We start from the raw sequence: 24,212 nt of genomic DNA, 5'->3' as shown, positions 1-24,212 counted from the left end.
AAATGATTTTAACAGATACACATACCCATTTATATTCTGAAGAATTTTCTGAAGACAGAGAAAATATGATTCAAAGCGCTATTGATTCAGGCGTTTCTAGACTTTTTGTGCCTTCTATAGATAGTAGTTATACCCAAAAAATGTATGCTTTAGAAGCACAATATACAGAAAATGTGTTTTTAATGATGGGACTACATCCGTGTTATGTAAAAGAAAATTATGAAGACGAATTGGCGCATGTAATTACCGAATTAGCCAGTAGAAAATTTGCAGCAATTGGCGAAATCGGTATAGATTTATTCTGGGACAAATCGTTTTTAAAACAACAACAAGCTGTTTTTGTAAAGCAAATTCAACTCGCCAAACAATATAAACTTCCGATAAATATTCATTGCAGAGACGCTTTTAATGAAGTGCTTGAAATTTTAGAACAAGAAAAATCGGCAGAATTATGGGGAATTTTCCATTGTTTTACTGGCGATTTCAACCAAGCAAAACAAGCCATTTCTTGCGGTATGAAATTAGGAATTGGCGGCGTAGCCACTTTTAAAAATGGGAAAATTGATCAATTTTTAAATGAAATTGACCTCAAACATATTGTTTTAGAAACCGACGCACCCTATTTAGCGCCCGTGCCGTATAGAGGAAAACGCAATGAAAGTAGTTATATTAAACTAATAGCTGAAAAATTATCCGAAATTTATCAGTTGTCAATTGAAGATATAGCGGCAATTACCACACAAAACAGTAAAGATGTCTTCGGATTTTAAAATTTGTTAACGTATAATTCCTATTTTTTTCGTTTTTTTGTAGATTAAAATAAAGTATGTCGAAATTTGATAAAATACGTCCTTTTTATGATGCTGAAGTAAACGATGCTATTCGTGCTTCCATAAATCATCCTATGATGAAAGCATTGGTGGATTTTGCGTATCCAAATACGGAGGAATCAGTTTGGAAAGAGCAATTGCTTCGTACACATTCTATAAGAGATTTTCAAATTAATTTTGCGTACCACGCCATAAAAAAAATATTAGAAAAAAGTTCTGACGGACTAACCACATCTGGATTTGAAAAACTGGAGCCAAATACATCTTATTTTTTTATATCAAACCACAGAGATATTATATTAGACACCTGTTTGTTAAACGTATGCTTACACGAACATGGCTTGGTAATGACTGCTTCTGCCATTGGAGATAATTTAGTGAAAAAAGATTTTTTACTAATGCTTTCCAAACTGAATAGAAATTTTTTAGTGCAAAGAAATCTATCACCACGAGAATTATTAGAAAGCTCAAAATTACTATCAGAATACATGTATCGTTTGATTGCAAAGGAAAATCGTTCGGTATGGATTGCGCATCGTGAAGGCAGAACTAAGGATGGGAATGATGCTACGCATTCTGGGGTTTTAAAAATGATGGCAATGGCTTCTGATGAAAAAAACAATATGGATTTCTTTAAGAAAATTAAAATTGTACCTGTTTCTATTTCTTACGAATATGACCCAACGGATGCATTAAAAATTCCTCAATTAATGGCTGAAGCCAATGATGAAATTTATACTAAAGAAAAAAACGAAGATTTTATTACACTATTAAGTGGCATTATTGGGCAGAAAAAACGCATACACATTCATGTTGGCGATGTTTTAGATCACGAATTAGACTTAATTTCTGAAGAAACAACTAATACAAACAAACAAATGTCAGCTTTAGCACAAGTTATTGACGATTCTATATTGCAGTCCTACAAAATTTGGCCTACTAATTATATTGCTTACGACATACTTCATCAAGCCACTACTTATTCAGATTATTATACTGAAAAAGAAAAGCAACTTTTTGAACGCAGATTAGAGTTAAGAATAAATGCAGATGACAATAAAATGAAAGAAAGTTTTTTAGCTATGTATGCCAATCCAGTAATTAATAAATTAAAATACCAATAAATTGAAAGCAAATCAAAAGCCAAATATCTTATTAATTTATACCGGCGGAACTATTGGCATGATTAAAGATGCCGATAGTGGAGCGCTAAAGGCATTTAATTTCAAAAAACTAATAAAAGGCATTCCAGAACTTAAATTATTAGATTGCAATATCGAAACCGTTTCATTTGAAAAACCAATTGATTCGTCCAATATGCAAATTTCAGATTGGCAAAAAACAGCCTCAATTATTGAAGAAAATTATGCGAATTTTGAAGGTTTTGTGGTGTTACACGGATCGGACACGATGTCTTATAGCGCTTCAGCATTAAGTTTTATGTTCGAAAATTTAAACAAACCAATTGTTTTTACGGGCTCTCAATTACCCATTGGCGATTTACGTACAGATGCAAAAGAAAATCTAATAACCGCCATTCAAATTGCTTCTTTGCAAGAAAAAGGGCAGCCTGTTATTCAAGAAGTTTCACTTTATTTTGAATATAAATTATATAGAGGAAACCGAACTACAAAAATAAGTGCCGAACATTTTAACGCTTTTACATCGCCAAATTTTCCTGAACTTGTAGAGTCAGGCGTGCATTTAAATGTAAATAATGAAGTGCTTTTAAAAGAAAAGATTTCTAAAAAACTAAAAGTGAATACCCGTTTTGACGATAATGTTTTTATTTTAAAATTATTTCCTGGTATAAACAAAACCATTTTAAACGCTATTTTGCACACGCCAAATTTAAAAGGTGTCGTTTTAGAAACCTATGGCTCAGGAAATGCGCCAATGGAAAATTGGTTTATTGATGAAATTGAAAACGCCATACAACGTGGTATTCATGTTATTAATGTAACACAATGTAGTGGAGGAGCGGTTTTAATGGGCGCTTATGAAACCAGTACAAGATTAAAAGAAATTGGTTTAATTTCTGGAAAAAACATCACAACTGAAGCAGCTATAACAAAATTAATGTATTTGTTAGGCCAAAACGTGGCTAGCTCGGTTTTTAAGACTATTTTTGAAACCCCTTTACGAGGTGAAATGAATGATTAAAAATAGAGAGGTGGCCGAGTGGCTGAAGGCGCACGCTTGGAAAGCGTGTATATGGCAACATATCGAGGGTTCGAATCCCTTCCTCTCTGCAAAACTGTAGTGTTTTTAGACAAAAAAAACAATAACTATTACACATGAGAATATTATTTTTTTTATGGATTCCGTTTTTTTGTTTCTCACAAGAAATAAAACCTATTGAAATAGATTCACTTTACAGAGAAGATCAATTTTATGCCTCTTTAAGTTATAATTTAATCCAAAATCGGCCAGAAGGCTTTAAGCAATTTTCTTTTTCCCCGGGAGTAAACTTTGGAATTTTGAGAGATATTCCTATTTCTAAAAACAGGCATTGGGCAATTGCTCCAGGTATTGGCTATTCGTATAATAACATCAAACAATTTATAAATTCTGAAGAAATTGTTGGGGCTACTGAAAACACAACGTCTGAAAATATTAGAACTATAATTTCATCACACAGTATTGATTTTCCTTTAGAAATCAGATGGCGAAATGCTACCCCAAATAGTCATAGTTTTTGGAGAATTTACACTGGATTTAAAACAAGTTATGTGTTTAATTCAAAATTAGAATCCACAACAGAAAATACAAAAGAATCTATTTTAGATGAAATCAATCGTTTGCAATACGGCGCCTATATTTCTGTTGGTTTTAATACCTGGAACCCATATATTTATTATGGTATAAATCCAATCTTTAAAGAAGGTTCTAAAATGAGTAATTTTAATGTTGGTTTTATCTTTTATATATTATAAAACCAAACCAAAATTTGTGGCAAACCGCCTATAACTATTCCTGCAATCAACTCTAATGGTGTATGTGCCTTCATAAATAATCTTGAGGAGGCTACAAAACCCATACAAAGTATTAAATAAGCTACAGTATTAAGTGCTGGTATTGCTAAATAACTAGTGAACATCAACACAAAAACAGCCAAAGAAGTACAACCTATCATATGCAAACTTGCTTTAAACCTTAACATTACAGAAATAAAAACTAAAAAAGCACTAATAAAACCAGCCTGAAAAAACTTAAATAATTCCGGGAAATGGGTTTCTAAAATTGTAAATTTTAACAATAAATACAACAATACTAATTGAATAAAAATTGGCAATCTTCTTTCTTCAAGAGTGGCTTCTGTGAATGATTTTATTTTTTTAATAACTTTTAATAACGAATAAAAACTTATAGGTAAAAGTATCGTAAGAATAAAAATTTGAATACATAACAAGTACATTTCTGCCAAATAATTGATATTATTTGCGAATAAAAAATATAGAATTGTCCCATAAATAGAAATAAAAATGGGATGAAAAATATATGAAAATGGTTTTAAAATATATTTTATTAACAATAGAAACAGATTTAATAGTTTTGAAAAGTTATATTTTTTTTCTCAATCTGGCTACCGGAATATCTAATTGTTCTCGGTACTTGGCAATAGTTCTTCTCGCTATAGGAAACCCTTTTTCTTTCAGAATAGCTGCTAAATCCTCATCTGGTAATGGCTTACTTTTATCTTCTTCTGCGATAACCCGTTCTAAAATATTTTTAATTTCAATGGTAGAAACGTCTTCCCCTTGATCGTTTTTCATCGCTTCAGAAAAGAATTCTTTAATTAATTTTGTTCCGTAAGGCGTGTCTACATATTTACTATTCGCTACTCTAGAAATGGTAGAAATATCTAAACCAATCATATCAGCAATATCCTTTAGAATCATTGGTTTTAACTTAGACTCTTCACCTTCTAAAAAGTATTCTTGTTGAAAATACATAATGGCGTTCATGGTTACAAATAAGGTTTCTTGACGTTGTTTTATGGCGTCAATAAACCATTTGGCAGAATCTAATTTTTGTTTGATAAACTGTACCGCATCTTTCTGTGAATTGGATTTATCGTTAGAAACTTTATACGTTTGCAACATTTCTTGATAGTCTTTAGAAACATGTAATTCTGGCGCATTTCTACCGTTCAAAAGCAATTCTAATTCGCCATCAACAATACGAATAGTAAAATCTGGCACCACATGTTCCACAATTCTACTGTTGCTGTCATAACTTCCACCCGGTTTTGGGTTTAATTTTTCTATTTCTTCAATGGCTTTTTTTAATTGTTCTCTGGAGCAATCAAATTTTTGCAGTAATTTATCGTAATGTTTTTTAGTAAACGCATCAAATTGTTTCTGGATTAAAGAGATGGCTAAATTAACCGATTCCGTTGGTGTTTTGTGTTTTAATTGAATCAATAAACATTCTTGTAAATCTCTAGCGCCTACTCCAGAAGGTTCTAGTTGTTGTACAATATGTAAAACTTTTTCAACTGTTTTTTCGTCGGTGTAAACCCCTTGCGTAAAAGCCATATCATCTACAACATCCTGAATGGTTCTTCTGATATAACCAGAATCTTCAATGCTTCCCACTAAAAATTCAGCAATTTCCCTATCGTTTTCTGAAAGTATAAAAGTATTTAATTGATTAATTAAATCTTGATGGAAACTAATTTGTGCAGCCATAGGGAGCGTTCTGTCTTCATCGTCATCGCTATAATTATTACTTTGATATTTATAATCAGGCGTATCATCATTGCTTAAATATTCATCAATATTAATATCGCCAGTATCTATTTGGTCGTTATCATAATCATCATAATTGTCATCGTCATTTGAAGTGTCATTATAATCTTCTAATGATTCTGTATTGTCGTCTAAACTTCCTTCTAAAGCAGGATTTTCAACCATTTCCTCTTGCAAACGTTGCTCAAAAGCTTGCGTAGGCAATTGAATTAACTTCATCAACTGTATTTGTTGAGGGGATAATTTTTGTGATAATTTGAAATTTAAACTGTGTTTAAGCATTGTTTTTTGTTTAAAAGTTTAAGGTTTCAAGTTTCAAGTTATTGCATCTACAACAACTTGAAACTTTAAACTTGAAACAAATTTTTAGAACTCAGCATTATCAGGTGTTCTTGGGAAAGGAATGACATCGCGAATGTTAGTCATACCCGTAACAAAAAGCACCAATCTTTCAAAACCTAATCCGAAACCTGAATGCACAGCTGAACCGAATCTTCTGGTATCTAAATACCACCATAATTCTTCTTCATCAATACCTAGCGCTTTCATTTTTTCGACTAAAACGTCTAAACGTTCTTCACGTTGCGAACCGCCAACAATTTCTCCAATGCCTGGAAATAAAATATCCATAGCGCGTACGGTTTCTTTTCCTGGTTCTGTTCCGTCATTTAATCGCATATAAAATGCTTTAATTTTGGCAGGATAATCGAATAAAATTACTGGACATTTGAAATGTTTTTCTACTAAGAAACGTTCGTGTTCTGATTGTAAATCGGCACCCCATTCGTCAATTAAATATTGGAATTTTTTATTTTTATTTGGCTTCGAATTCTTTAAAATATCAATGGCTTCTGTATACGAAACACGTTTGAAATTATTCTCTAAAACAAAATTTAATTTTTCTAACAAAGCCATTTCGCTACGTTCTGCTTGTGGTTTGTTCTTTTCTTCTTCTATTAAACGATTTTCTAAAAATTCCAAGTCTTCAGGACATTTATCAATCGTATATTTAATTACATTTTGAATAAAATCTTCAGCCAAATCCATGTTTGCAGCCAAATCATTGAACGCTACCTCAGGCTCAATCATCCAAAATTCGGCTAAGTGACGAGATGTATTTGAATTCTCCGCACGAAAAGTAGGTCCGAAAGTATATACTTGCCCTAAAGACATTGCATATGTTTCAGCTTCTAATTGCCCAGAAACCGTAAGATTGGTTTGTTTGCCGAAAAAATCTTCTTTATAGTTTACTTTTCCGTCATCTGTTCTTGGTGTATTGTCAAAAGGCAAAGCCGAAACTTGAAACATTTCTCCAGCACCTTCGGCATCAGAACCTGTAATAATCGGCGTATTTACATATACAAATCCTTTTTCTTGAAAATATTTATGCACTGCAAAAGATAAAGTAGAACGCACTCGCATAATAGCGCCAAACATATTTGTTCTGGTACGTAAGTGTGCATTTTCTCTTAAGAAATCTAAACTTGGTTTATTTTTGGGTTGTATTGGAAATTTTTCAGCATCAGAATCTCCTAAAATCTCAAGTTTAGTTACTTGGATTTCTACTTTTTGTCCAGCACCCTGACTTTCAATTAAAAGTCCTGTTACGGAAATAGCTGCGCCAGTAGTAATACGTTTTAGCGTTTCTTCAGGTGTGTTTTCAAAATCAACCACACACTGAATATTATTAAGTGTTGAACCATCATTTAGCGCTACAAACTGATTGTTTCTAAAAGTTCTTATCCAACCTTTTGCGTTGACTTCTTGTAACGTTTTTGTGTTTTCTAATAAATCTATAATTCTGATGTGCTTCATAATTTTTTCGTAAAATTCATTTATAGTGCAAATATAGTGCGAATTTTTGAGTTTTAGAAATACGAATTTATAGTTTAAATTGCGTTGGTTATTTCTAAAAGTAGCTTAACTTTATCAAAGTCAATTATAAAAATATTTACTTAATTTCACGTGTTCTATGTGACTATGTGTTTTAATTTTTTGCTATTTTTACAACATGATATTAGTTACAGGCGGAACAGGTTTAGTTGGTTTTCATTTATTGTTGCAGCTTTCTCAAGAAAAGGAGGCAATTCGGGCAATATTTAGAACGGAGAAAAAACTTCAACACGTTAAAGATTTATTCGAAAAAGAGAACAAGCTTCCTGAATTTAAAAAAATTGAGTGGTTACAAGCCGATATTTTAGATATTCCTTCTCTTGAAATCGCTTATACTGATGTTTCTTATGTATACCATTGTGCGGCACTGGTTTCTTTTAATCCGAAAGATGAAGTCAAACTCTATCAAAGTAATATAGTTGGAACGGCAAATGTGGTGAATTGTTGCTTATCTTCTGATGTAAAAAAATTGTGCTATGTGAGTTCGATTTCGGCATTAGGAAATGGAACGGAACACAATTTATCGATAAATGAAGAAACGGAAAGAAACAACGAAGTTATTAGAAGCGATTATTCTATTTCAAAATTTGGTTCAGAAATGGAAGTCTGGCGCGGTTTTCATGAAGGATTGGACGTTGTAATTGTCAATCCTGGTGTGATTTTTGGAAATGGATTTCCAACAGAAGGCAGTTCTTTATTTATTCAAAATATAAAAAAAGGGCAATTATTTTATACACTTGGCTCACTCGGAATTGTAGCTGTAGACGATGTGGTAAAAGCCATGATAAGATTAATGAAAAGCAAAATTTCTGGCGAACGCTTTATTTTAGTTGCCAAAGACATAACTTACAAAGAATTATTTGATCGCATTGCAGATAGTTTGGCATCGAGGACCTCAGCCAACAAAATAAAAAAACCAAAATTTGAAGTAAAAAAATGGCAATTACAAATAATTAGAATCTTTGAGTTTGTTTTTTCTATCTTATTTTTCAGAAAACGAATGCTTACAAATGCAACCATAAACGCTTTATATAATTTAGAAACGCACGATACAAATAAAATTAAAAACGCCATTGATTTTGAGTTTATAGATATGAAAGTATATTTAAAAAAGTTGATAGAGAAAATGAAATAAAAAATCCAAATTCCTTTTAATATTGGAATTTGGATTTTTAAATATTGAAAGTTATTTGTATTTATACTTTCATAATTTCAGCTTCTTTAGCTGTGAAAACCTCATCGATTTTTTTGATAAAACCATCTGTTAGTTTTTGAACTGCATCTTCAGCAATTTTACAAATATCTTCAGATGTACCGTCTTTTTCTTCTTTTTTGATGTCGTTATTGGCGTCTTTTCTAGCATTTCTGATACCAACTTTGGCGTCTTCTGCTTCTGCTTTGGCTTGTTTTACCAATTCGCGTCTTCTATCTTCTGTTAAAGCGGGAATACTTATGATAATATTATCGCCATTGTTCATCGGGTTCAACCCTAAATTAGCAATCATAATCGCTTTTTCAATAGGTTGCAACATGGCTTTTTCCCATGGCGTTACAGTTAAAGTTCTTGCATCAGCAGCTACAACATTGGCTACTTGAGACAGGGCGGTTTGTGCCCCATAATAATCTACAAAAACACTTCCTAACATTTGCGGAGATGCTTTTCCTGCTCGAATATTTAAAAATTCTTTTTCTAAATGCGCTACCGAACCATTCATAGATTCTTTTGCACTATCAATAATAAAATTAATTTCTTCTGTCATTTTTTATGATTTTTAGATGGTTAGACTAAAGATTGTTAGACTAAAATGTATTCTAATAGTCTAAAATTCTAATAATCTAATTATATCGTTACTGTTGTTCCTACCGTTTCTCCGTTACAAATTTTAAGTAAATTTCCTTTTTTGTTCATATCGAAAACAATAATCGGCAATTTATTTTCCTGACTTAAAGTGAAAGCAGTAGTATCCATTACATTTAATCCTTTGGCTAACACATCATCAAAAGTAATGGTGTCATATTTTACAGCACTGGCATCTTTCTCAGGATCGGCTGTATACACCCCATCTACACGTGTTCCTTTTAAAATCACATCACAACCTACTTCTATTCCTCTTAAAACGGCTGCTGTATCTGTCGTAAAATAGGGATTTCCAGTTCCGGCGCCAAAAATTACAATTCTGCCTTTTTCTAAGTGTCTTGTAGCTCTTCTTTTTATATATGGTTCTGCAATAGCTTCAATTTTTAATGCGGTTTGTAAACGGGTTTGCATTCCTGCATCTTCTAATGCGCCTTGAAGCGCCATTCCGTTAATAACTGTGGCTAACATTCCCATATAATCTCCTTGCACTCTATCCATCCCGTTGCTTGCGCCAGAAACCCCTCTAAAAATATTTCCCCCGCCAATAACAATGGCGATTTCTACACCTTGATCGTGAATTTGTTTGATTTCTGAAGCATAATCTGCTAAAGTTTTCGGATCAATTCCGTACTGTCTTTCGCCCATTAAGGCTTCTCCGCTTAATTTAAGAAGGATTCTTTTGTAACTCATGGTGATGTTTTTAGTGTTGCAAATATAATTATTATCTGGTATCAAAAAAACAATTTGATTTAGAAACATCATTTCTGTGTAACATAAATTACATAAATGCTCATTTTTTATTTTAAATTTGTAAAAAATAATTTCCCTGTTATGGTATCTATTATCCAATTTGCTTTTCAAAATAGTCTTTCTTATAATGAATACCGGACCCAAATTTCAAAATTAATTAGCGAAGGAAAATCGACAGGACACGAACAAAGTGCCGATTTATTACATTATTCTGAATTGAATGAAGTACGAATGAAACGCTTAGAAAAAACGCTTAAATTAGATGCCGAAGTAGAAAAAACATTACAAAATATTGCATCAAAACAGACTTGGTTAATAATTTCCGAAGGTTGGTGTGGCGATGCCGCTCAAATATTACCAATTATCAAATTAATGTCAGATGCTTCTGAAAAAATTGACTTGAAAATAGTTTTACGTGATGAAAACGAAGTCTTGATGAACCAGTTTTTAACCAATGGTGCAAAATCCATTCCAAAATTACTGATTTTAGATGAAAACTTAAATCTAATCAATCATTGGGGGCCGCGGCCAAAAGCTGCAAAAAACCTAATTTTAGATTACAAAGCTAAAAATGGAATTGTAGATGAAACTGCAAAAATTGCACTACAAAAATGGTATTTAAACGATAAAGGAACTTCTACAATGAAGGAGATTGTTGGGATGCTTCAATAAAAGCTTCTGGTTCCGTAGCATTTTCTACCGAGTAATTTCCGATTTTTGTTCTACGAAGTGCCGTTAAATGACCTCCTGATTTTAAAGCTAATCCAAAATCGTATGCGATGGAGCGAATGTACGTTCCTTTACTACATACAATTCTGAAATCTATTTCGGGCAAGGCAATTCTGGTAATTTCAAATTCGGAAACCGTTACTTTTCTGGTTTTTATTTCCACTTCAATGCCAGCACGAGCTGATTCGTACAACCTTTTTCCGTCTTTTTTAATTGCTGAAAAAACAGGTGGTTTTTGGTCAATTTCACCAATAAATTGCGGTAAAGTTTCGTAAATTAAAGCTTCTGAAATATGTTCTGTTGGAAATCTTTCGTTGATTTCTGTTTCTAAATCGTATGACGGCGTTGTGGCGCCAACCGTTATGGTCCCCCTATATTCCTTTGCTTGACCTTGTAATTCTTCTATTCTTTTGGTAAATTTTCCAGTGCAAATTAGCAATAAACCCGAAGCCAACGGATCTAATGTTCCCGCATGACCAATTTTGAATTTTTTAGGTAATTTTAATTCCTTAATTAACCCAAATTTTAATTTATTTACAGCTTGAAAAGACGACCATTTTAGTGGTTTATCAATTAATAAAATTTGTCCTTCTTGGTAGTCTTCTGCTTTCATTATTTATATAAATTAAAGTAAGCTAACAATAGAATTCCTGCGATAATTCTGTACCAACCCCAAGGTTTAAATCCGTATTTTTTAATGATTTCAATGAAAAACTTAATAGCTAAAACTGCTACCACAAACGCAACTAAATTTCCAATTACAAACATTTTAGTATTGTCTTCTGTTTTCAAAATTAACTCGAAACCTTTTAAACCACTTTTATCATAGGTTTTCAAAAACACCGAATAACAGGTAACCGCTAACATAGTTGGCACGGCTAAAAAGAAAGAAAATTCAGCTGCTGCTTGTCTAGTTAAGCCTTGTTGCATGCCTCCAATAATACTTGCTGCACTTCTACTCGTGCCGGGCATCATGGCCAAACATTGCCAAAAACCTATTGCAACCGCTTTTTTTATGGTAATATCTTCTTCTTTATGAATGGTTGGGTTTTTGAAAAATCTATCTACGAATAGTAAAATAATTCCTCCGAAAATTAGCACAACTGCTATAGGTGTTGGATGTTCTAAAACGGCTTCAATTTTATCATCAAATAATTTTCCTAAAACTAAAGCGGGAACAACTGCGCAAGCTAATTTGATGAAGAATTGCCATTTCGAGAAATCGAAAAACTTTTTCCAATACAAAACAACAACAGCTAAAATGGCTCCAAATTGTATAGAAACTTGAAATAATTTTACAAATTCTTCTTTTTCAACTCCGAAATAAGAACTGGCAAAAATCATATGTCCTGTAGAAGAAACCGGTAAATATTCTGTTATGCCTTCAATAATGGCAATGATAATAGCTTGAAGTAAATCCATTTTTTAGATTCTTAGATTCTTAGATTCTTAGAAACACAGAATCTTAAAAATATAAATTAATTTTCAGATTTCGACTTCTTTAAAATCGAATAAATTGTAATTCCGAATCCGATTAATACAACTGTTGGCGCTAACCTAATTCTTCTGAAACTATATACGTCTTCATTAAATACATTTGGATTTTCGTTGGCACCACCGCTCATTAAAATAAATCCTAAAGCAATAACCACTAATCCGATAATTAATATTTTATAATTGGTAGCACTGAATAAAAATTCGGGCTTTTTTGTGTTTTCTTTCATAATTTTTTTATAAAAATGCTATTCACTAATCACTTTTCATTAGACTAATACAAATCGTCCGTTCTTAAATTTAAGAAACGAGTGGTTGCAAAATAGGTGCTCAACCAAGTAATAATAACACCAATTAACAATATACCAAAAGCAACGATGGCAATAGATGCATAATCTTTTGCAATGCCTAAAGTTGGAAATAAACCATCAATATAAAAGGCTAAAAATACTAAACCAATTATAGCTAAAACAGCACCGATTATTCCTAACAAAATACTAGTTTTAATAAATGGCTTTCTAATAAATGTTTTTGTAGCGCCAACCATTTGCATGGTTTTAATGGTAAATCGATGTGAATAAACCGACAAACGAATTGAACCATTAATTAACAACATGGCAACAAAAGTTAAAACCGTACTTATAATTAAAATCCAAAAACTAATTTCAGATACATTTTCATTTACCAATTCTACCAATTCTTTATCGTAAATAATATCAGAAATATTGCTATTTCTTTTAAAATTATTTTCTATTTTTTTAATTTCTTCTTTGGTTACATAATTACTTTTTAAATGAATATCAAAAGAATTTTGTAACGGATTGAATCCTAAAAATTCCATGAAATCCTTACCAACTATATCCGGATTATTTTTAGCAGCTTCTTCTTTGGTTACAAAATCGTATGATTTTATAAACTTTGAATTTTTCAATTCCGTATCAAAAGCATTTAGAATTGTATCATTCGCTTCATCTTTAAAATACACACTCATAGGAATGTTTTCTTTAAAATCGTTAGAAATTTTTTCAGAATTAATTACAAATAATCCCAAAGCACCTAATAAAAAAAGCACTAAAAAAATACTGAAAACTACTGAAAAATAAGAAGAAATTAATCTTCTACGTTGATATTGTTCAAATGATTGTGCCATAAGTTTACTAATTATGCTGTAAAAATAGTAAAGAAATTTTGTTTACACAGAATATAACAACAAAGTTTTATCATTAGTATATAAAAATGTAAATTTGTACCTTATTTTTCGGTTAAAAAGATAATATAAATCAGAAAACAAGACTATAGAAAATTGAAATGAAATATTTCCACGAAAAAATAGAAGCCAAATGGCAACACTATTGGGCAAAAAACCAAACTTTTGCTGCGTCTAATCAATCGGATAAACCTAAATACTATGTATTAGATATGTTTCCGTATCCTTCTGGAGCTGGATTGCACGTGGGACATCCGTTAGGTTATATCGCTTCAGATATTGTAGCACGTTATAAAAGACATCAAGGATTTAATGTATTGCATCCGCAAGGGTACGATTCCTTTGGTTTACCGGCTGAACAATATGCGATTCAAACAGGACAACATCCTGCAGATACGACTCGAATGAATATTGAAGGTGGAATCGATAAATCGGGAAATACAATTCGAGGATACAGAAATCAGTTGGACAGAATTGGGTTTTCTTTCGATTGGAGCAGAGAAGTTCGCACCTCTAATGCAGACTATTACAAGCATACCCAATGGATTTTTATTCAATTATTTGAATCTTGGTACAATAAAACGACCGATAAAGCAGAAAGCATTTGCACGTTACTACAAGAATTTGGGGAAAACGGAAACACGCAAGTACATGCCGTTTGTGATGAAAATATCGTGCCGTTTTCTGCAGCAGAATGGAACGCTTTTTCATCAGTTCAACAACAAAAAATACTTTTACAATATAGATTAACTTATTTAGCGGAAACTGAAGTCAATTGGTGTGCCGCATTAGGAACCGTTTTGGCGAATGACGAAATTGTAAACGGCGTTTCAGAGCGTGGTGGATATCCAGTTGTTCGAAAGAAAATGACACAATGGAGTATGCGAATTTCGGCTTACGCAGAAAGATTATTAAATGGATTAAACGATATCGATTGGAGTGAATCTATCAAAGAATCGCAACGAAATTGGATTGGAAAATCAGTTGGAGCAACGGTTTCGTTTAAAGTCAAAAGTCAAAAGTCGGAAAGTCAAACACAATCTGAGTCTTTCGACCTTCGACCTTCGACCTTCGACTATATCAATGTGTTTACGACCAGACCTGATACGATTTACGGCGTAACATTTATGACACTTGCCCCAGAACACGAATTGGTTGCGCAAATTACCACCCAAGAACAAAAAGCAGCGGTGGAAGCCTATGTGGAAGCGACAGCAAAACGTTCAGAACGTGAAAGAATGGCCGATGTAAAAACGATTTCTGGTGTATTTTCTGGTGCGTATGCCGAACATCCTTTCACGGCAGCACCCATTCCGGTTTGGATTGGCGATTATGTGTTGGCGGGTTATGGAACAGGTGCTGTTATGGCGGTTCCTTGTGGCGATGAACGTGATTATGCTTTCGCAAATTTCTTCAAAGGAACGCACGGAATGCCAGAAATAAAAAATATTTTCAATCAAGATATTTCAGCAGCAGCTTTTGGTGAAAAAGGCGGATTCGAATTGGTAAATTCTGATTTCTTAAATGGATTAGATTACAAAAACGGAACGAAAAAAGCCATCGAAGCTTTAGAAAAAATAGGCGCAGGAAATGCCAAAGTAAATTACCGTTTACGTGATGCTGTTTTCTCTCGTCAACGTTATTGGGGCGAACCTTTTCCGGTATATTATGTGAATGGCTTGCCACAAATGATTGACAAAAAACACTTGCCAATTGTATTACCAGAAGTAGAAAAATACTTGCCAACAGAAGACGGACAACCTCCATTAGGTAACGCGACTGTTTGGGCTTGGGACGTTGAAAAGTCGGGAGTTGTGAGTTGTGAGTTGATAGACAATATAAAAGTTTTCCCATTAGAATTGAACACGATGCCGGGTTGGGCAGGCTCTTCTTGGTATTGGATGCGTTATATGGATGCACATAACTCCGAAACGTTTGCTAACGAAGATGCCTTAAAATATTGGGAAAGCGTAGATTTATACATTGGCGGAAGCGAGCACGCAACCGGACATTTATTATACGCTCGTTTTTGGAATAAATTCTTAAAAGACAGAGGGTATGCTCCTACTGAAGAACCCTTCAAAAAACTGATCAATCAGGGAATGATTTTGGGAATGAGTGCTTATGTTTATCGTTTTTCTATTACTTTCTATGTTATAGATTACACCGTTGATTTGCCTAGAGAAGTTGAATTAAAAAAAATACCTCAAAAGAAAACTTATATTCTATCTAAATCAATGTATGACAAATACTCTAAAGGAGTTGAAGTTTATGAAATTGATAAAATTATAGAAACGACAGAAAATTTTATAGAGTCTGCAAATAAGTCATCAAAAGGAATAGGAGAAATAAAATATTCAAAGGATTTAGTTCCAATACACGTTGACTTATCCGTAATCAATGATATCACAAATGAATTAGACATCGAAAAATTCAAAGCGCATCCATTATATGCTGATTATAAAGATGCCGAATTCATTTTAGAAAACGGAAAATACATTGTTGGTCGCGAAGTTGAGAAAATGTCGAAATCAAAGTATAATGTAGTTTCACCAGATGATATTTGTGATGAATATGGTGCCGATACCTTACGCTTGTACGAAATGTTTTTAGGGCCTTTAGAGCAATCTAAACCTTGGAATACAGCTGGAATTACAGGTGTTTCTGGTTTCTTAAAAAAATTATGGCGTTTGTATTTTGATGATAATGGTTCGGTTATCGTAAATGATGAACCAACTGCAGAAATGTACAAATCGTTACATAAAACCATTAAAAAAGTAACGGAAGACATTGAGAATTTCTCCTTCAATACCTCGGTTTCTCAATTTATGATTTGCGTCAACGAATTGCAACAATTAAAATGTAATCATAGAGCTATTTTAGAACCTTTAGCTATTTTAGTTTCGCCATATGCGCCACATATTGCGGAAGAATTATGGAGTGGTTTAGGTCATAAAGGTTCGATCGCAACAGTTACTTTTCCAAAATTTGAAGAAAAATATTTGGTAGAATCTGAAAAAGAATATCCGGTTTCATTTAATGGAAAAATGCGTTTTACTATTAAGTTGCCTTTGGATTTAACAGCCGCTCAAATTGAAGAAATCGTAATGGCAGATGAGCGCACACAAGGACAATTGCAAGGTAGAACTCCGAATAAAGTGATTATTGTTCCAGGGAAAATTATTAATTTGGTTGGATAGATTTTGTGCTTTATTAACAATGTCAAAATGTCATTTTTAAAATTTGGCTCAAAATTTGATATTTATTTAGTAATTTTAAAAATTAAAAACTATGTTTGATTTACCTTACATGATTATTATTGGAGTGATCGCGCTTTTTAGTTGGATAGTGAGCTCTCGTTTAAAAAGCAAATTTGCACATTATTCAAAACTTACCTTAAGAAACGGAATGTCTGGTGCTGAAATTGCAGAAAAAATGCTTGCCGATCATGGCATTAGTGATGTAAAAGTCATTTCTACTCCAGGAAGATTAACAGACCATTATAATCCAGTAGATAAAACGGTGAATTTATCAGAAGCCGTTTATAACCAACGAAATGCCGCTTCGGCAGCAGTAGCCGCTCATGAAGTTGGACACGCGGTACAACACGCACAAGCCTACGAATGGCTAACGATGCGTTCTAAAATGGTACCAATGGTTAATGTGTCGTCAAGTATGTCGCAATGGTTAATTATGGGTGGAATTATTTTAGGATTCGCTTCAAAATCTGGCATTGGATTTTATGTGGCTGTTGCTGGTTTAGCTTTAATGGCTGTGGCAACGGCATTTAGTTTTATTACTTTACCTGTTGAATATGATGCAAGTAATCGTGCTTTAGCTTGGTTGAAAAACAAAAATATGTTAGGTCAAGAAGAATATGCTGGCGCTGAAGATTCTTTAAAATGGGCTGCCAGAACCTATTTAGTTGCCGCTTTAGGTGCGTTAGCTTCATTATTATACTGGGCATATAGAATACTAGGACCAAGAGATTAATTCTTAAAGGTCCAAAATATTAAATCCAAATTCCAAAATTAATTTTGGAATTTGGATTTTTTTATTTATTTATAATAATCGTATCCCAAATAAGGTACGTCAAATTCTTTAAAAACTACGCCATACTTTTCTAATTCTTCTAAAATTGGAAGGTATACTTCTTTAGAAATAGGCAATTGCACACCTGTTGTTTGTATCTTGCCATTTAAAATTTTCAAAGTAGCAATAGCTACTGGTAATCCCACAGTTTTTGCCATCGCAGTATACGTTTGATCGTCTCCTAAACAAACCATTGTGGAATCAATTTGTTTTTGTTCGCCATTTATTTCATAACCAATTTTATGATACATCACAATCATGTCTTTATCTTCAGGTTGTAATGTCCATTTGTATGACAATATTTTTTCTAACATTTGAGCTGGCGTGGCATTTTTTAAACCCGTAACTACCGATTTATTAAATAAATCTAATTCTAAAAGTTTGTCCCAAATTACATCGTCTTGATCTATTTTTAATTGATGTCTGAATTTAATTTCTACCGAGTCTGTTGGGTGATAAGGCAAAAATAAATTCACAAAATCTCGATTGCTCATGTGTTCAGAATCATCAATAATATAGTTGTCGTCTGTCATGCCTAATTGCACAAAAACGTCCCAAGCTTTTGAAAAACCTACTCTTCTTATGGTTCCACGATAACAAGTGTCTATATTTTGTAAATCATAAATTTCTCTATATTTTAATGAATCTCTGTTAGCGTAGGCTTCAAATCTTCCAAAACCTTCTACTTCCAAAAATTCTGTTCTTCTAAATAATTTATGATAAGGGATATATTTATAAGTACCTTCTTGTATAAATTTTGCCGCGCCACCTTGACCAGCTAAAACAACATTTTTTGGATTCCATGTAAATTTATAATTCCATAAATTGGTGTCACTTTCAGGTGCAACTAATCCGCCACAAAAAGATTCAAAAAGAATGATTTTTCCACCTTTGTATTTAATTTCGTCCATAATTTTCATGGCACTCATGTGGTCTATTCCTGGATCTAAACCAATTTCATTCATCAATACAATTTGGCTTTCTTTAGCTTGAAAATCTAAACTCTTCATTTCTTCACTAATATACGATGCGGTAATCATGTTTTTTTTATAAATAATACAATCTTTAGCAACTTCTATATGAAGATGAGCCGGTAACATTGAAATAACAATATCCGCTAGTTGAATTTCTTGTTTACGCTGAAATTCATTACAAACATCAAAACAAATGGCACGCGCATTTTTATGGTTTCCAGTTTTCTTTTGGGCCAAATCTTCAGATAAATCGGCAATAGTAACCAATAATTTTTCGGCTTCTGATTTATCTAATAAATATTTTATAAGTGAAGAGGCAGATCGGCCTGCTCCTATAATTAATATCTTTCTCATTTTACTATAATATCACACGAAGGTAATGAAATGTTATATTTCTAAAAAATAAAAACAAGCATTTATAAAAAACTTGTTTTGAGGTTTATTATATTTGTGAAGAGATAAAACAAAATCCATGGAAAAGAAAATACTACTTGCAGCATGTGCTTTGGGCTTTTTAGCAATTATATTTGGAGCATTTGGCGCGCATGCCCTAAAAAAAACACTAACTATTGAACAATTAAATTCTTTTGAAACAGGTGTAAAATATCAAATGTATCATGCACTGTTTTTATTGTTTATTGGTGTCACACAAATCATTACATTAAAGGAAAAAACAATCGTGTTTTATTTGACTTTAACGGGTGTATTATTTTTTTCAGGTTCCATTTATGCATTAACAACTAATGGCTTAACTGGAATTAAATCAAAACTTATTGGCCCTATAACCCCAATAGGAGGGCTACTTCTTATCCTATCTTGGGGATACTTATTTTACGTTATTTTAACGAAAAAATAACAGAAAACGCGTATTTGTCAAATTATTGTTTAATTTTGCACTTCAAACAAAAGCAACATAACTAATAATTTTATGGATACCTACGCTCAATTTACGAAATCGATTTCGTTAGAAAAATATGGAATCAAAAATGTTACAGAAATCGTATATAACCCCTCATACGATTTACTTTATAACGAAGAATTAAACACCAACCTAAAAGGTTATGAAAAAGGTCAATTAACAGAACTTGGTGCTGTTAATGTGATGACAGGTGAATTTACAGGCCGTTCCCCAAAAGACAAATATATTGTAAAAGACAGCACAACAGAAAATACCATTTGGTGGAATTCTGAAAAAGCCGTTAACGACAACAAACCCATTTCAACAACAACTTGGAATGCGTTAAAAGAAACAACTGCCAAACAATTATCTGAAAAAAGACTTTTTGTGGTGGATGCGTTTTGTGGTGCCAACGAAAATACGCGATTAAAAGTTAGATTTATAATGGAAGTGGCTTGGCAAGCGCATTTTGTAACAAATATGTTTATCAGACCAACAAAAGAAGAGTTAGCCAACTTTGGCGAACCAGATTTTGTAGTGATGAACGGTTCTAAAACATCATTTAAAGATTACGCTGCTCACGGATTAAATTCGGAAGTGTATGTTGCCTTTAACTTAACAGAAAAAATTCAGTTAATTGGTGGTACTTGGTACGGTGGCGAAATGAAAAAAGGGCTTTTTGCTTTAATGAATTATTACTTACCCTTACAAGGAATTTCATCGATGCATTGCTCTGCAAATAAAGGAAAAGATGGCGATGTAGCCGTTTTCTTCGGACTTTCTGGAACAGGAAAAACAACTTTATCAACAGATCCAAAACGCGAATTAATCGGCGATGACGAACATGGCTGGGACCATGATGGTGTGTTTAACTTCGAAGGTGGTTGCTATGCAAAAACCATCGATTTAAGTGCCGCAAACGAACCTGATATTTTTAAAGCAATAAAAAAAGATGCGTTGTTAGAAAATGTTACCGTTAATGCCAATGGTAAAATTGATTTCAAAGATGGATCTGTAACGCAGAATACTCGTGTTTCTTACCCTATTTATCATATTGACAATATTGTTAAACCTATTTCTAAGGCTGGACACGCAAATAAAGTCATCTTTTTAACTGCTGATGCTTTTGGAGTGATGCCGCCAGTTTCAAAATTAACACCAGCACAGACTAAATATTATTTTTTATCTGGTTTTACAGCTAAATTAGCTGGAACAGAAAGAGGGGTAACGCAACCAGAGCCAACGTTTTCGGCTTGTTTTGGAAAAGCTTTTTTAACTTTACATCCAACAAAATATGGGGAAGAGTTAGTGAAAAAATTGGAAGAACACCAAGCTACTGCCTATATGGTAAATACGGGGTGGAATGGTACTGGAAAGCGGATTTCAATTAAAGATACTCGTGCTATAATTGATGCAATTTTAGACGGTTCAATTGAAAAAGCAGCTACTACAATTGTGCCCGTTTTTAATTTTGAAGTGCCTACTTCATTACACGATGTTGATGATACTATTTTGGATCCAAGAAATACTTATTCAAATCCTAAAGAATGGGATACAAAAGCTGAAGATTTAGCGACTCGTTTTATTAAGAATTTTGTCCAATATACAGATAATGAAGAAGGCGCTGCTTTAGTAAAAGCGGGGCCAAAATTATAAAACCTAACAAATTAAAACTTGCTTATAAAACGTCTTGAAAATCAAGACGTTTTATTGTGCAAAAAAAAAGCGTTCTTATCTGAACGCTTTTTTTAATTTATATATAAAAAATTATTTTCCTTTATTTGCTTCTGCCACATATTTTTCCAAAGCACCTGTCATGGATGGTGTTCCTGGAGCTGGTGCTAAAATATCTACCCGTAATCCATGATCTAAAGCTTCTTTCTGAGTGGTTGGTCCAAATACAGCAATTCTAGTATTATTTTGCTCAAAATTTGGAAAATTCATAAACAACGATTTTATTCCTGTTGGACTAAAGAAGGCCAACACATCATAATAAACGTCTTTTAAATCAGATAAGTCACTCATTACTGTTTTATAGAAAATCCCTTGTTTCCAATCTACTTTTAAACCATCAAGTGTTTGAGGAACATCATGATTCAATTGATCTGTATTTGGTAATAAAAATTTTTCGTCTTTGTATTTTTTTATAAGCGGTGCTAAATCAGCAAAATCTTTCTGGCCAACATAAATCTTACGTTTTCTGTATACTACATATTTTTGTAAATAAAACGCAACTGCTTCAGATTGACAAAAGTATTTTAAATCTTCAGGGATTTTATACCTCATTTCTTCGGCAACTCTAAAAAAGTGATCAATGGCATTTTTACTTGTAAATATAATTGCTGTAAAATTGTTTAAATCAATTTTTTGCGTTCTTACTTCCTTAGCTGAAACGCCTTCAATATGAATAAAAGGTCTAAAATCAATTTTAACCTTAAATTTATTTTGCAAATCGTGATATGGAGAATTGTCCACTTTTGGTTCTGGTTGCGAAACCAAAATAGTTTTTACTTTCAAATTTGACATATCTAACAAATTCCTAATTTTTCGTTACCCAATAGTACATGAAATAATATGGTAGTATTTCAAGCGTGCAAAGATATAAAATAAAATAAAACAATTTGTCTAAAATTGTCTTTTGATATGTTTTTACCAAAAAATAGTAAGTAAAAACGTTATAAAATAAAAAAATACTTACTATTATATAAAAAACTTCCCGTATTGGCCAAGTATTATAAAACAAAACAATATTTATAGGCAATAATACAAATCCTAAAAAAGCTCTATAATTTACTTTTATTAGATTAAACTGATCTACTAAACTCTCAGAATTTATTGCTGTGCCTATAATTTTTTCAATTAAAAATTTTGATAAAATAAAAACAAATAAAAATGTAATTATTTGGATATAAGTAATGTAATTTTCTGTTTTAGTGTAATTAAAATAACTCAACATCAATAAAATAAAAAACGAAAACGAAATTAATTGAATAACAAACATTGAAATCGTAAACCAACTCAATAAATTATTAGTGTCTTTGTATATCTTATTATACTTTTCAGAATAACCTAATTTAATAAATTCATTAAATCTAACTGAGAAAATTGTTTTATTAATAGCAACAATAGCAATTGCTAATACAAATAATAAGGTTGCCCAATCTTTGTTAACTAAAATTCGTTCTGATAGTAGTATGATTTTCATAACACAAAAGTAACAAAAAAAATAACTCAAATAAATTATAAAATTATTAAGAAAATAAATATAAAAATAACTTAATTTTGTAAAGTAATCAAAATAACATGTCAGCAGGAATAGTAATTATACCTACATATAACGAAATTGAAAATATTGAACGGATTATCCACGCTGTTTTTCAATTACCTTCAAGTTTCCACGTATTAATTGTGGATGATAATTCGCCAGATGAAACGTTTCAAAAAGTTGCCGAATTACAAAAAAAATATCCTGAAAAATTATTTTTAGAAGTTAGAACTAAAAAATCAGGTTTAGGAACTGCTTATGTTCATGGTTTCAAATGGGCATTATCGCATAATTATCAATATATTTACGAAATGGATGCCGATTTTTCTCACAATCCAAACGATTTAGAAAAATTATATTTGGCTTGTCAAAACGGTGCCGATGTGGCAATTGGTTCAAGATATTCCAAAGGTGTAAACGTGGTTAACTGGCCTTTAAGCCGAGTATTAATGTCGTATTTTGCTTCTGTTTATGTAAAATTTATTACCGGAATGCAAATTCATGATGCCACGGCAGGATTCATTTGTTATAAACGAATTGTTTTAGAAACCATAAATATAGATAAAATTAAATTTGTAGGATACGCATTTCAAATTGAGATGAAATATCGTGCCTTTGTAAATAAATTTAAAATTGAAGAAGTGCCAATTATTTTTACAGACCGAACGTTAGGCGAATCCAAAATGAGTGGCGCCATTATTCGTGAAGCCGTAATTGGGGTGATTATGTTACGAATTAGAAAAATATTTAACAAACTATAAATGAGTACATTTTTAATTAAAAATGCAAGAATTGTAAATGAAGGGAGCGTCTTTGAAGGAGATGTATTAATTGAGAATGAAATAATCCGACAGATTGCAAATAATATAAGTGCTAAATCTTCAGATTGTATAATTATTGATGCAGAAGGCAGTTTTTTAATACCGGGTGTCATTGATGATCAAGTTCATTTTAGAGAGCCTGGTCTTACGCACAAAGGTGACATTGCATCAGAAAGTAAAGCCGCCGTTGCAGGTGGAATTACCTCTTATATTGAACAACCCAACACGGTTCCAAACGCTGTAACTCAAGAACTTTTAGAAGATAAATATCAAATTGCTTCCAAAACATCTCATGCCAACTATTCTTTTATGATGGGCGGCACTAATGATAATTTAGAAGAAATTTTAAAAACAAATCCTAAAAATGTTGCCGGTTTAAAATTGTTTTTAGGCTCATCTACTGGTGATATGTTAGTAGATAGTTCAGCATCGTTAGAAAAAATATTTTCTAATACGAAACTATTGATAGCTGTTCATAGCGAAGACGAAACTATTGTAAAAAATAATTTAGCTAAATTCGAAGAAATCTATGGTAATGACATTCCTGTAACGAAACACCCAGAAATTAGAAGTGTAGCCGCTTGTTACGAATCTACAGTTAAGGTTATTGAATTGGCTAAAAAAACCGGAGCTAGGTTGCATGTTTT

The 24,212-nt window shown here is 32.4% G+C and carries 23 protein-coding genes, 1 tRNA gene and 1 pseudogene; 13 read left to right on the top strand and 12 right to left on the bottom strand.

The features are described 5' to 3' along the window. The first annotated feature begins 2 nt into the window (after positions 1 to 2). The 5 genes from ACIQ2I_RS01535 to ACIQ2I_RS01515 all read left to right on the top strand — a co-directional run bounded on the left by ACIQ2I_RS01535 (position 3) and on the right by ACIQ2I_RS01515 (position 3,766). Complete coding sequence (locus ACIQ2I_RS01535; protein ID WP_396180674.1) at positions 3 to 770, top strand: TatD family hydrolase; 768 nt, start codon at positions 3 to 5, stop codon at positions 768 to 770. A 56-nt stretch (positions 771 to 826) separates the two neighbouring features. Then, complete coding sequence (locus ACIQ2I_RS01530; RefSeq protein ID WP_396180673.1) at positions 827 to 1,954, top strand: 1-acyl-sn-glycerol-3-phosphate acyltransferase; 1,128 nt, start codon at positions 827 to 829, stop codon at positions 1,952 to 1,954. Between the two features lies 1 nt (position 1,955). After that, positions 1,956 to 2,993 (top strand): asparaginase, encoded by a 1,038-nt coding sequence (locus tag ACIQ2I_RS01525; protein WP_396180672.1) that lies wholly within the window; start codon positions 1,956 to 1,958, stop codon positions 2,991 to 2,993. Between the two features lie 4 nt (positions 2,994 to 2,997). Further along, positions 2,998 to 3,082, top strand: a tRNA-Ser gene (locus ACIQ2I_RS01520). 45 nt (positions 3,083 to 3,127) lie between these two features. Continuing rightward, complete coding sequence (locus ACIQ2I_RS01515; RefSeq protein WP_396180671.1) at positions 3,128 to 3,766, top strand: porin family protein; 639 nt, start codon at positions 3,128 to 3,130, stop codon at positions 3,764 to 3,766. Here ACIQ2I_RS01515 and ACIQ2I_RS01510 read toward each other — a convergent pair. The 3 genes from ACIQ2I_RS01510 to asnS all read right to left on the bottom strand — a co-directional run bounded on the left by ACIQ2I_RS01510 (position 3,754) and on the right by asnS (position 7,399). Further along, positions 3,754 to 4,248, bottom strand: coding sequence for a hypothetical protein (locus ACIQ2I_RS01510; protein WP_396180670.1), 495 nt, complete (start codon positions 4,246 to 4,248; stop codon positions 3,754 to 3,756). The genes ACIQ2I_RS01515 and ACIQ2I_RS01510 overlap by 13 nt on opposite strands. Before the next feature lie 145 nt (positions 4,249 to 4,393). Beyond that, positions 4,394 to 5,866 (bottom strand): RNA polymerase factor sigma-54, encoded by a 1,473-nt coding sequence (gene rpoN / locus ACIQ2I_RS01505; protein ID WP_396180669.1) that lies wholly within the window; start codon positions 5,864 to 5,866, stop codon positions 4,394 to 4,396. 84 nt (positions 5,867 to 5,950) lie between these two features. After that, positions 5,951 to 7,399 carry an asparagine--tRNA ligase gene (gene asnS / locus ACIQ2I_RS01500; protein WP_396180668.1) on the bottom strand — a complete coding sequence of 483 codons (1,449 nt, stop codon included), beginning with the start codon at positions 7,397 to 7,399 and terminating at the stop codon, positions 5,951 to 5,953. 196 nt (positions 7,400 to 7,595) lie between these two features. On the opposite strand from asnS, the gene ACIQ2I_RS01495 reads away from it, so the two are divergent. Next, a complete protein-coding gene (locus tag ACIQ2I_RS01495; RefSeq protein ID WP_396180667.1) occupies positions 7,596 to 8,612 on the top strand; it encodes an NAD-dependent epimerase/dehydratase family protein in 1,017 nt (338 codons plus the stop codon). A 61-nt stretch (positions 8,613 to 8,673) separates the two neighbouring features. Here ACIQ2I_RS01495 and frr read toward each other — a convergent pair whose 3' ends face one another. Both frr and pyrH read right to left on the bottom strand, forming a co-directional pair. Continuing rightward, complete coding sequence (gene frr, locus ACIQ2I_RS01490; RefSeq protein ID WP_396180666.1) at positions 8,674 to 9,237, bottom strand: ribosome recycling factor; 564 nt, start codon at positions 9,235 to 9,237, stop codon at positions 8,674 to 8,676. An 80-nt stretch (positions 9,238 to 9,317) separates the two neighbouring features. Next, complete coding sequence (pyrH, locus tag ACIQ2I_RS01485) at positions 9,318 to 10,025, bottom strand: UMP kinase (protein ID WP_396180665.1); 708 nt, start codon at positions 10,023 to 10,025, stop codon at positions 9,318 to 9,320. A 141-nt stretch (positions 10,026 to 10,166) separates the two neighbouring features. Between pyrH and ACIQ2I_RS01480 the strand changes: the two genes are divergently transcribed. After that, positions 10,167 to 10,757 carry a thioredoxin family protein gene (locus ACIQ2I_RS01480; protein ID WP_396180664.1) on the top strand — a complete coding sequence of 197 codons (591 nt, stop codon included), beginning with the start codon at positions 10,167 to 10,169 and terminating at the stop codon, positions 10,755 to 10,757. Here the strand turns inward: ACIQ2I_RS01480 and truB are convergent. Genes truB through ACIQ2I_RS01460 form a run of 4 tightly spaced genes read right to left on the bottom strand, consistent with a single transcriptional unit; the run spans position 10,723 to position 13,458 of the window. Next, positions 10,723 to 11,427, bottom strand: coding sequence for a tRNA pseudouridine(55) synthase TruB (gene truB / locus ACIQ2I_RS01475; protein WP_396180663.1), 705 nt, complete (start codon positions 11,425 to 11,427; stop codon positions 10,723 to 10,725). The genes ACIQ2I_RS01480 and truB overlap by 35 nt on opposite strands. Continuing rightward, a complete protein-coding gene (locus ACIQ2I_RS01470; protein WP_396180662.1) occupies positions 11,427 to 12,236 on the bottom strand; it encodes an undecaprenyl-diphosphate phosphatase in 810 nt (269 codons plus the stop codon). The genes truB and ACIQ2I_RS01470 overlap by 1 nt, the downstream gene beginning before the upstream one ends. 56 nt (positions 12,237 to 12,292) lie before the next feature. Continuing rightward, complete coding sequence (locus ACIQ2I_RS01465; RefSeq protein WP_353079584.1) at positions 12,293 to 12,538, bottom strand: DUF3098 domain-containing protein; 246 nt, start codon at positions 12,536 to 12,538, stop codon at positions 12,293 to 12,295. Positions 12,539 to 12,582: 44 nt separating this feature from the next. Continuing rightward, positions 12,583 to 13,458 carry a cell division protein FtsX gene (locus ACIQ2I_RS01460; RefSeq protein WP_396180661.1) on the bottom strand — a complete coding sequence of 292 codons (876 nt, stop codon included), beginning with the start codon at positions 13,456 to 13,458 and terminating at the stop codon, positions 12,583 to 12,585. Between the two features lie 158 nt (positions 13,459 to 13,616). Here ACIQ2I_RS01460 and ACIQ2I_RS01455 point away from each other — a divergent pair, with 158 nt between their 5' ends. Both ACIQ2I_RS01455 and ACIQ2I_RS01450 read left to right on the top strand, forming a co-directional pair. Further along, positions 13,617 to 16,715 (top strand): leucine--tRNA ligase, encoded by a 3,099-nt coding sequence (locus tag ACIQ2I_RS01455; protein WP_396180660.1) that lies wholly within the window; start codon positions 13,617 to 13,619, stop codon positions 16,713 to 16,715. 91 nt (positions 16,716 to 16,806) lie between these two features. Continuing rightward, positions 16,807 to 17,508, top strand: a complete 702-nt coding sequence (locus tag ACIQ2I_RS01450) for a zinc metallopeptidase (RefSeq protein ID WP_396180659.1) — start codon at positions 16,807 to 16,809, stop codon at positions 17,506 to 17,508. 65 nt (positions 17,509 to 17,573) lie between these two features. On the opposite strand, the gene ACIQ2I_RS01445 is transcribed toward ACIQ2I_RS01450, so the two are convergent. Beyond that, positions 17,574 to 18,935 carry a saccharopine dehydrogenase family protein gene (locus ACIQ2I_RS01445; protein ID WP_396180658.1) on the bottom strand — a complete coding sequence of 454 codons (1,362 nt, stop codon included), beginning with the start codon at positions 18,933 to 18,935 and terminating at the stop codon, positions 17,574 to 17,576. A gap of 118 nt (positions 18,936 to 19,053) precedes the next feature. Here ACIQ2I_RS01445 and ACIQ2I_RS01440 point away from each other — a divergent pair, with 118 nt between their 5' ends. Both ACIQ2I_RS01440 and pckA read left to right on the top strand, forming a co-directional pair. Further along, positions 19,054 to 19,437: a DUF423 domain-containing protein gene (locus tag ACIQ2I_RS01440; RefSeq protein ID WP_396180657.1), complete on the top strand. Its 384-nt coding sequence runs from the start codon at positions 19,054 to 19,056 to the stop codon at positions 19,435 to 19,437. Positions 19,438 to 19,509: 72 nt separating this feature from the next. Further along, a complete protein-coding gene (gene pckA, locus ACIQ2I_RS01435; RefSeq protein WP_396180656.1) occupies positions 19,510 to 21,135 on the top strand; it encodes a phosphoenolpyruvate carboxykinase (ATP) in 1,626 nt (541 codons plus the stop codon). Positions 21,136 to 21,246: 111 nt separating this feature from the next. Here the strand turns inward: pckA and ACIQ2I_RS01430 are convergent, their stop codons facing one another. Then, positions 21,247 to 21,996 (bottom strand): uroporphyrinogen-III synthase, encoded by a 750-nt coding sequence (locus ACIQ2I_RS01430; RefSeq protein ID WP_396180685.1) that lies wholly within the window; start codon positions 21,994 to 21,996, stop codon positions 21,247 to 21,249. Between the two features lie 22 nt (positions 21,997 to 22,018). Then, entirely contained in the window at positions 22,019 to 22,684 is a 666-nt protein-coding gene (locus tag ACIQ2I_RS01425; protein ID WP_396180655.1) for a DUF4271 domain-containing protein, read from the bottom strand. A gap of 98 nt (positions 22,685 to 22,782) precedes the next feature. Here ACIQ2I_RS01425 and ACIQ2I_RS01420 point away from each other — a divergent pair, with 98 nt between their 5' ends. Then, complete coding sequence (locus tag ACIQ2I_RS01420; protein WP_396180654.1) at positions 22,783 to 23,505, top strand: polyprenol monophosphomannose synthase; 723 nt, start codon at positions 22,783 to 22,785, stop codon at positions 23,503 to 23,505. Further along, positions 23,506 to 24,212 (top strand): annotated as a pseudogene (locus ACIQ2I_RS01415) (dihydroorotase); the annotation flags it as partial.

Origin of the sequence: Flavobacterium sp. (assembly GCF_044368995.1) — a bacterium.
Lineage (GTDB): Bacteria > Bacteroidota > Bacteroidia > Flavobacteriales > Flavobacteriaceae > Flavobacterium.
The sequence above is the reverse complement of the archived record's forward strand: the minus strand, read 5'-3'. Positions and strand labels throughout refer to the sequence as shown.

Coding starts and splice junctions, on each gene's coding strand:
- ACIQ2I_RS01535 (WP_396180674.1), top strand. CDS start 3: ATGATTTTAACAGATACACATACCCATTTATATTCTGAAGAATTTTCT.
- ACIQ2I_RS01530 (WP_396180673.1), top strand. CDS start 827: ATGTCGAAATTTGATAAAATACGTCCTTTTTATGATGCTGAAGTAAAC.
- ACIQ2I_RS01515 (WP_396180671.1), top strand. CDS start 3,128: ATGAGAATATTATTTTTTTTATGGATTCCGTTTTTTTGTTTCTCACAA.
- ACIQ2I_RS01510 (WP_396180670.1), bottom strand. CDS start 4,248: ATGTACTTGTTATGTATTCAAATTTTTATTCTTACGATACTTTTACCT.
- rpoN (WP_396180669.1), bottom strand. CDS start 5,866: ATGCTTAAACACAGTTTAAATTTCAAATTATCACAAAAATTATCCCCT.
- asnS (WP_396180668.1), bottom strand. CDS start 7,399: ATGAAGCACATCAGAATTATAGATTTATTAGAAAACACAAAAACGTTA.
- ACIQ2I_RS01495 (WP_396180667.1), top strand. CDS start 7,596: ATGATATTAGTTACAGGCGGAACAGGTTTAGTTGGTTTTCATTTATTG.
- frr (WP_396180666.1), bottom strand. CDS start 9,237: ATGACAGAAGAAATTAATTTTATTATTGATAGTGCAAAAGAATCTATG.
- pyrH (WP_396180665.1), bottom strand. CDS start 10,025: ATGAGTTACAAAAGAATCCTTCTTAAATTAAGCGGAGAAGCCTTAATG.
- ACIQ2I_RS01480 (WP_396180664.1), top strand. CDS start 10,167: ATGGTATCTATTATCCAATTTGCTTTTCAAAATAGTCTTTCTTATAAT.
- truB (WP_396180663.1), bottom strand. CDS start 11,427: ATGAAAGCAGAAGACTACCAAGAAGGACAAATTTTATTAATTGATAAA.
- ACIQ2I_RS01470 (WP_396180662.1), bottom strand. CDS start 12,236: ATGGATTTACTTCAAGCTATTATCATTGCCATTATTGAAGGCATAACA.
- ACIQ2I_RS01465 (WP_353079584.1), bottom strand. CDS start 12,538: ATGAAAGAAAACACAAAAAAGCCCGAATTTTTATTCAGTGCTACCAAT.
- ACIQ2I_RS01460 (WP_396180661.1), bottom strand. CDS start 13,458: ATGGCACAATCATTTGAACAATATCAACGTAGAAGATTAATTTCTTCT.
- ACIQ2I_RS01455 (WP_396180660.1), top strand. CDS start 13,617: ATGAAATATTTCCACGAAAAAATAGAAGCCAAATGGCAACACTATTGG.
- ACIQ2I_RS01450 (WP_396180659.1), top strand. CDS start 16,807: ATGTTTGATTTACCTTACATGATTATTATTGGAGTGATCGCGCTTTTT.
- ACIQ2I_RS01445 (WP_396180658.1), bottom strand. CDS start 18,935: ATGAGAAAGATATTAATTATAGGAGCAGGCCGATCTGCCTCTTCACTT.
- ACIQ2I_RS01440 (WP_396180657.1), top strand. CDS start 19,054: ATGGAAAAGAAAATACTACTTGCAGCATGTGCTTTGGGCTTTTTAGCA.
- pckA (WP_396180656.1), top strand. CDS start 19,510: ATGGATACCTACGCTCAATTTACGAAATCGATTTCGTTAGAAAAATAT.
- ACIQ2I_RS01425 (WP_396180655.1), bottom strand. CDS start 22,684: ATGAAAATCATACTACTATCAGAACGAATTTTAGTTAACAAAGATTGG.
- ACIQ2I_RS01420 (WP_396180654.1), top strand. CDS start 22,783: ATGTCAGCAGGAATAGTAATTATACCTACATATAACGAAATTGAAAAT.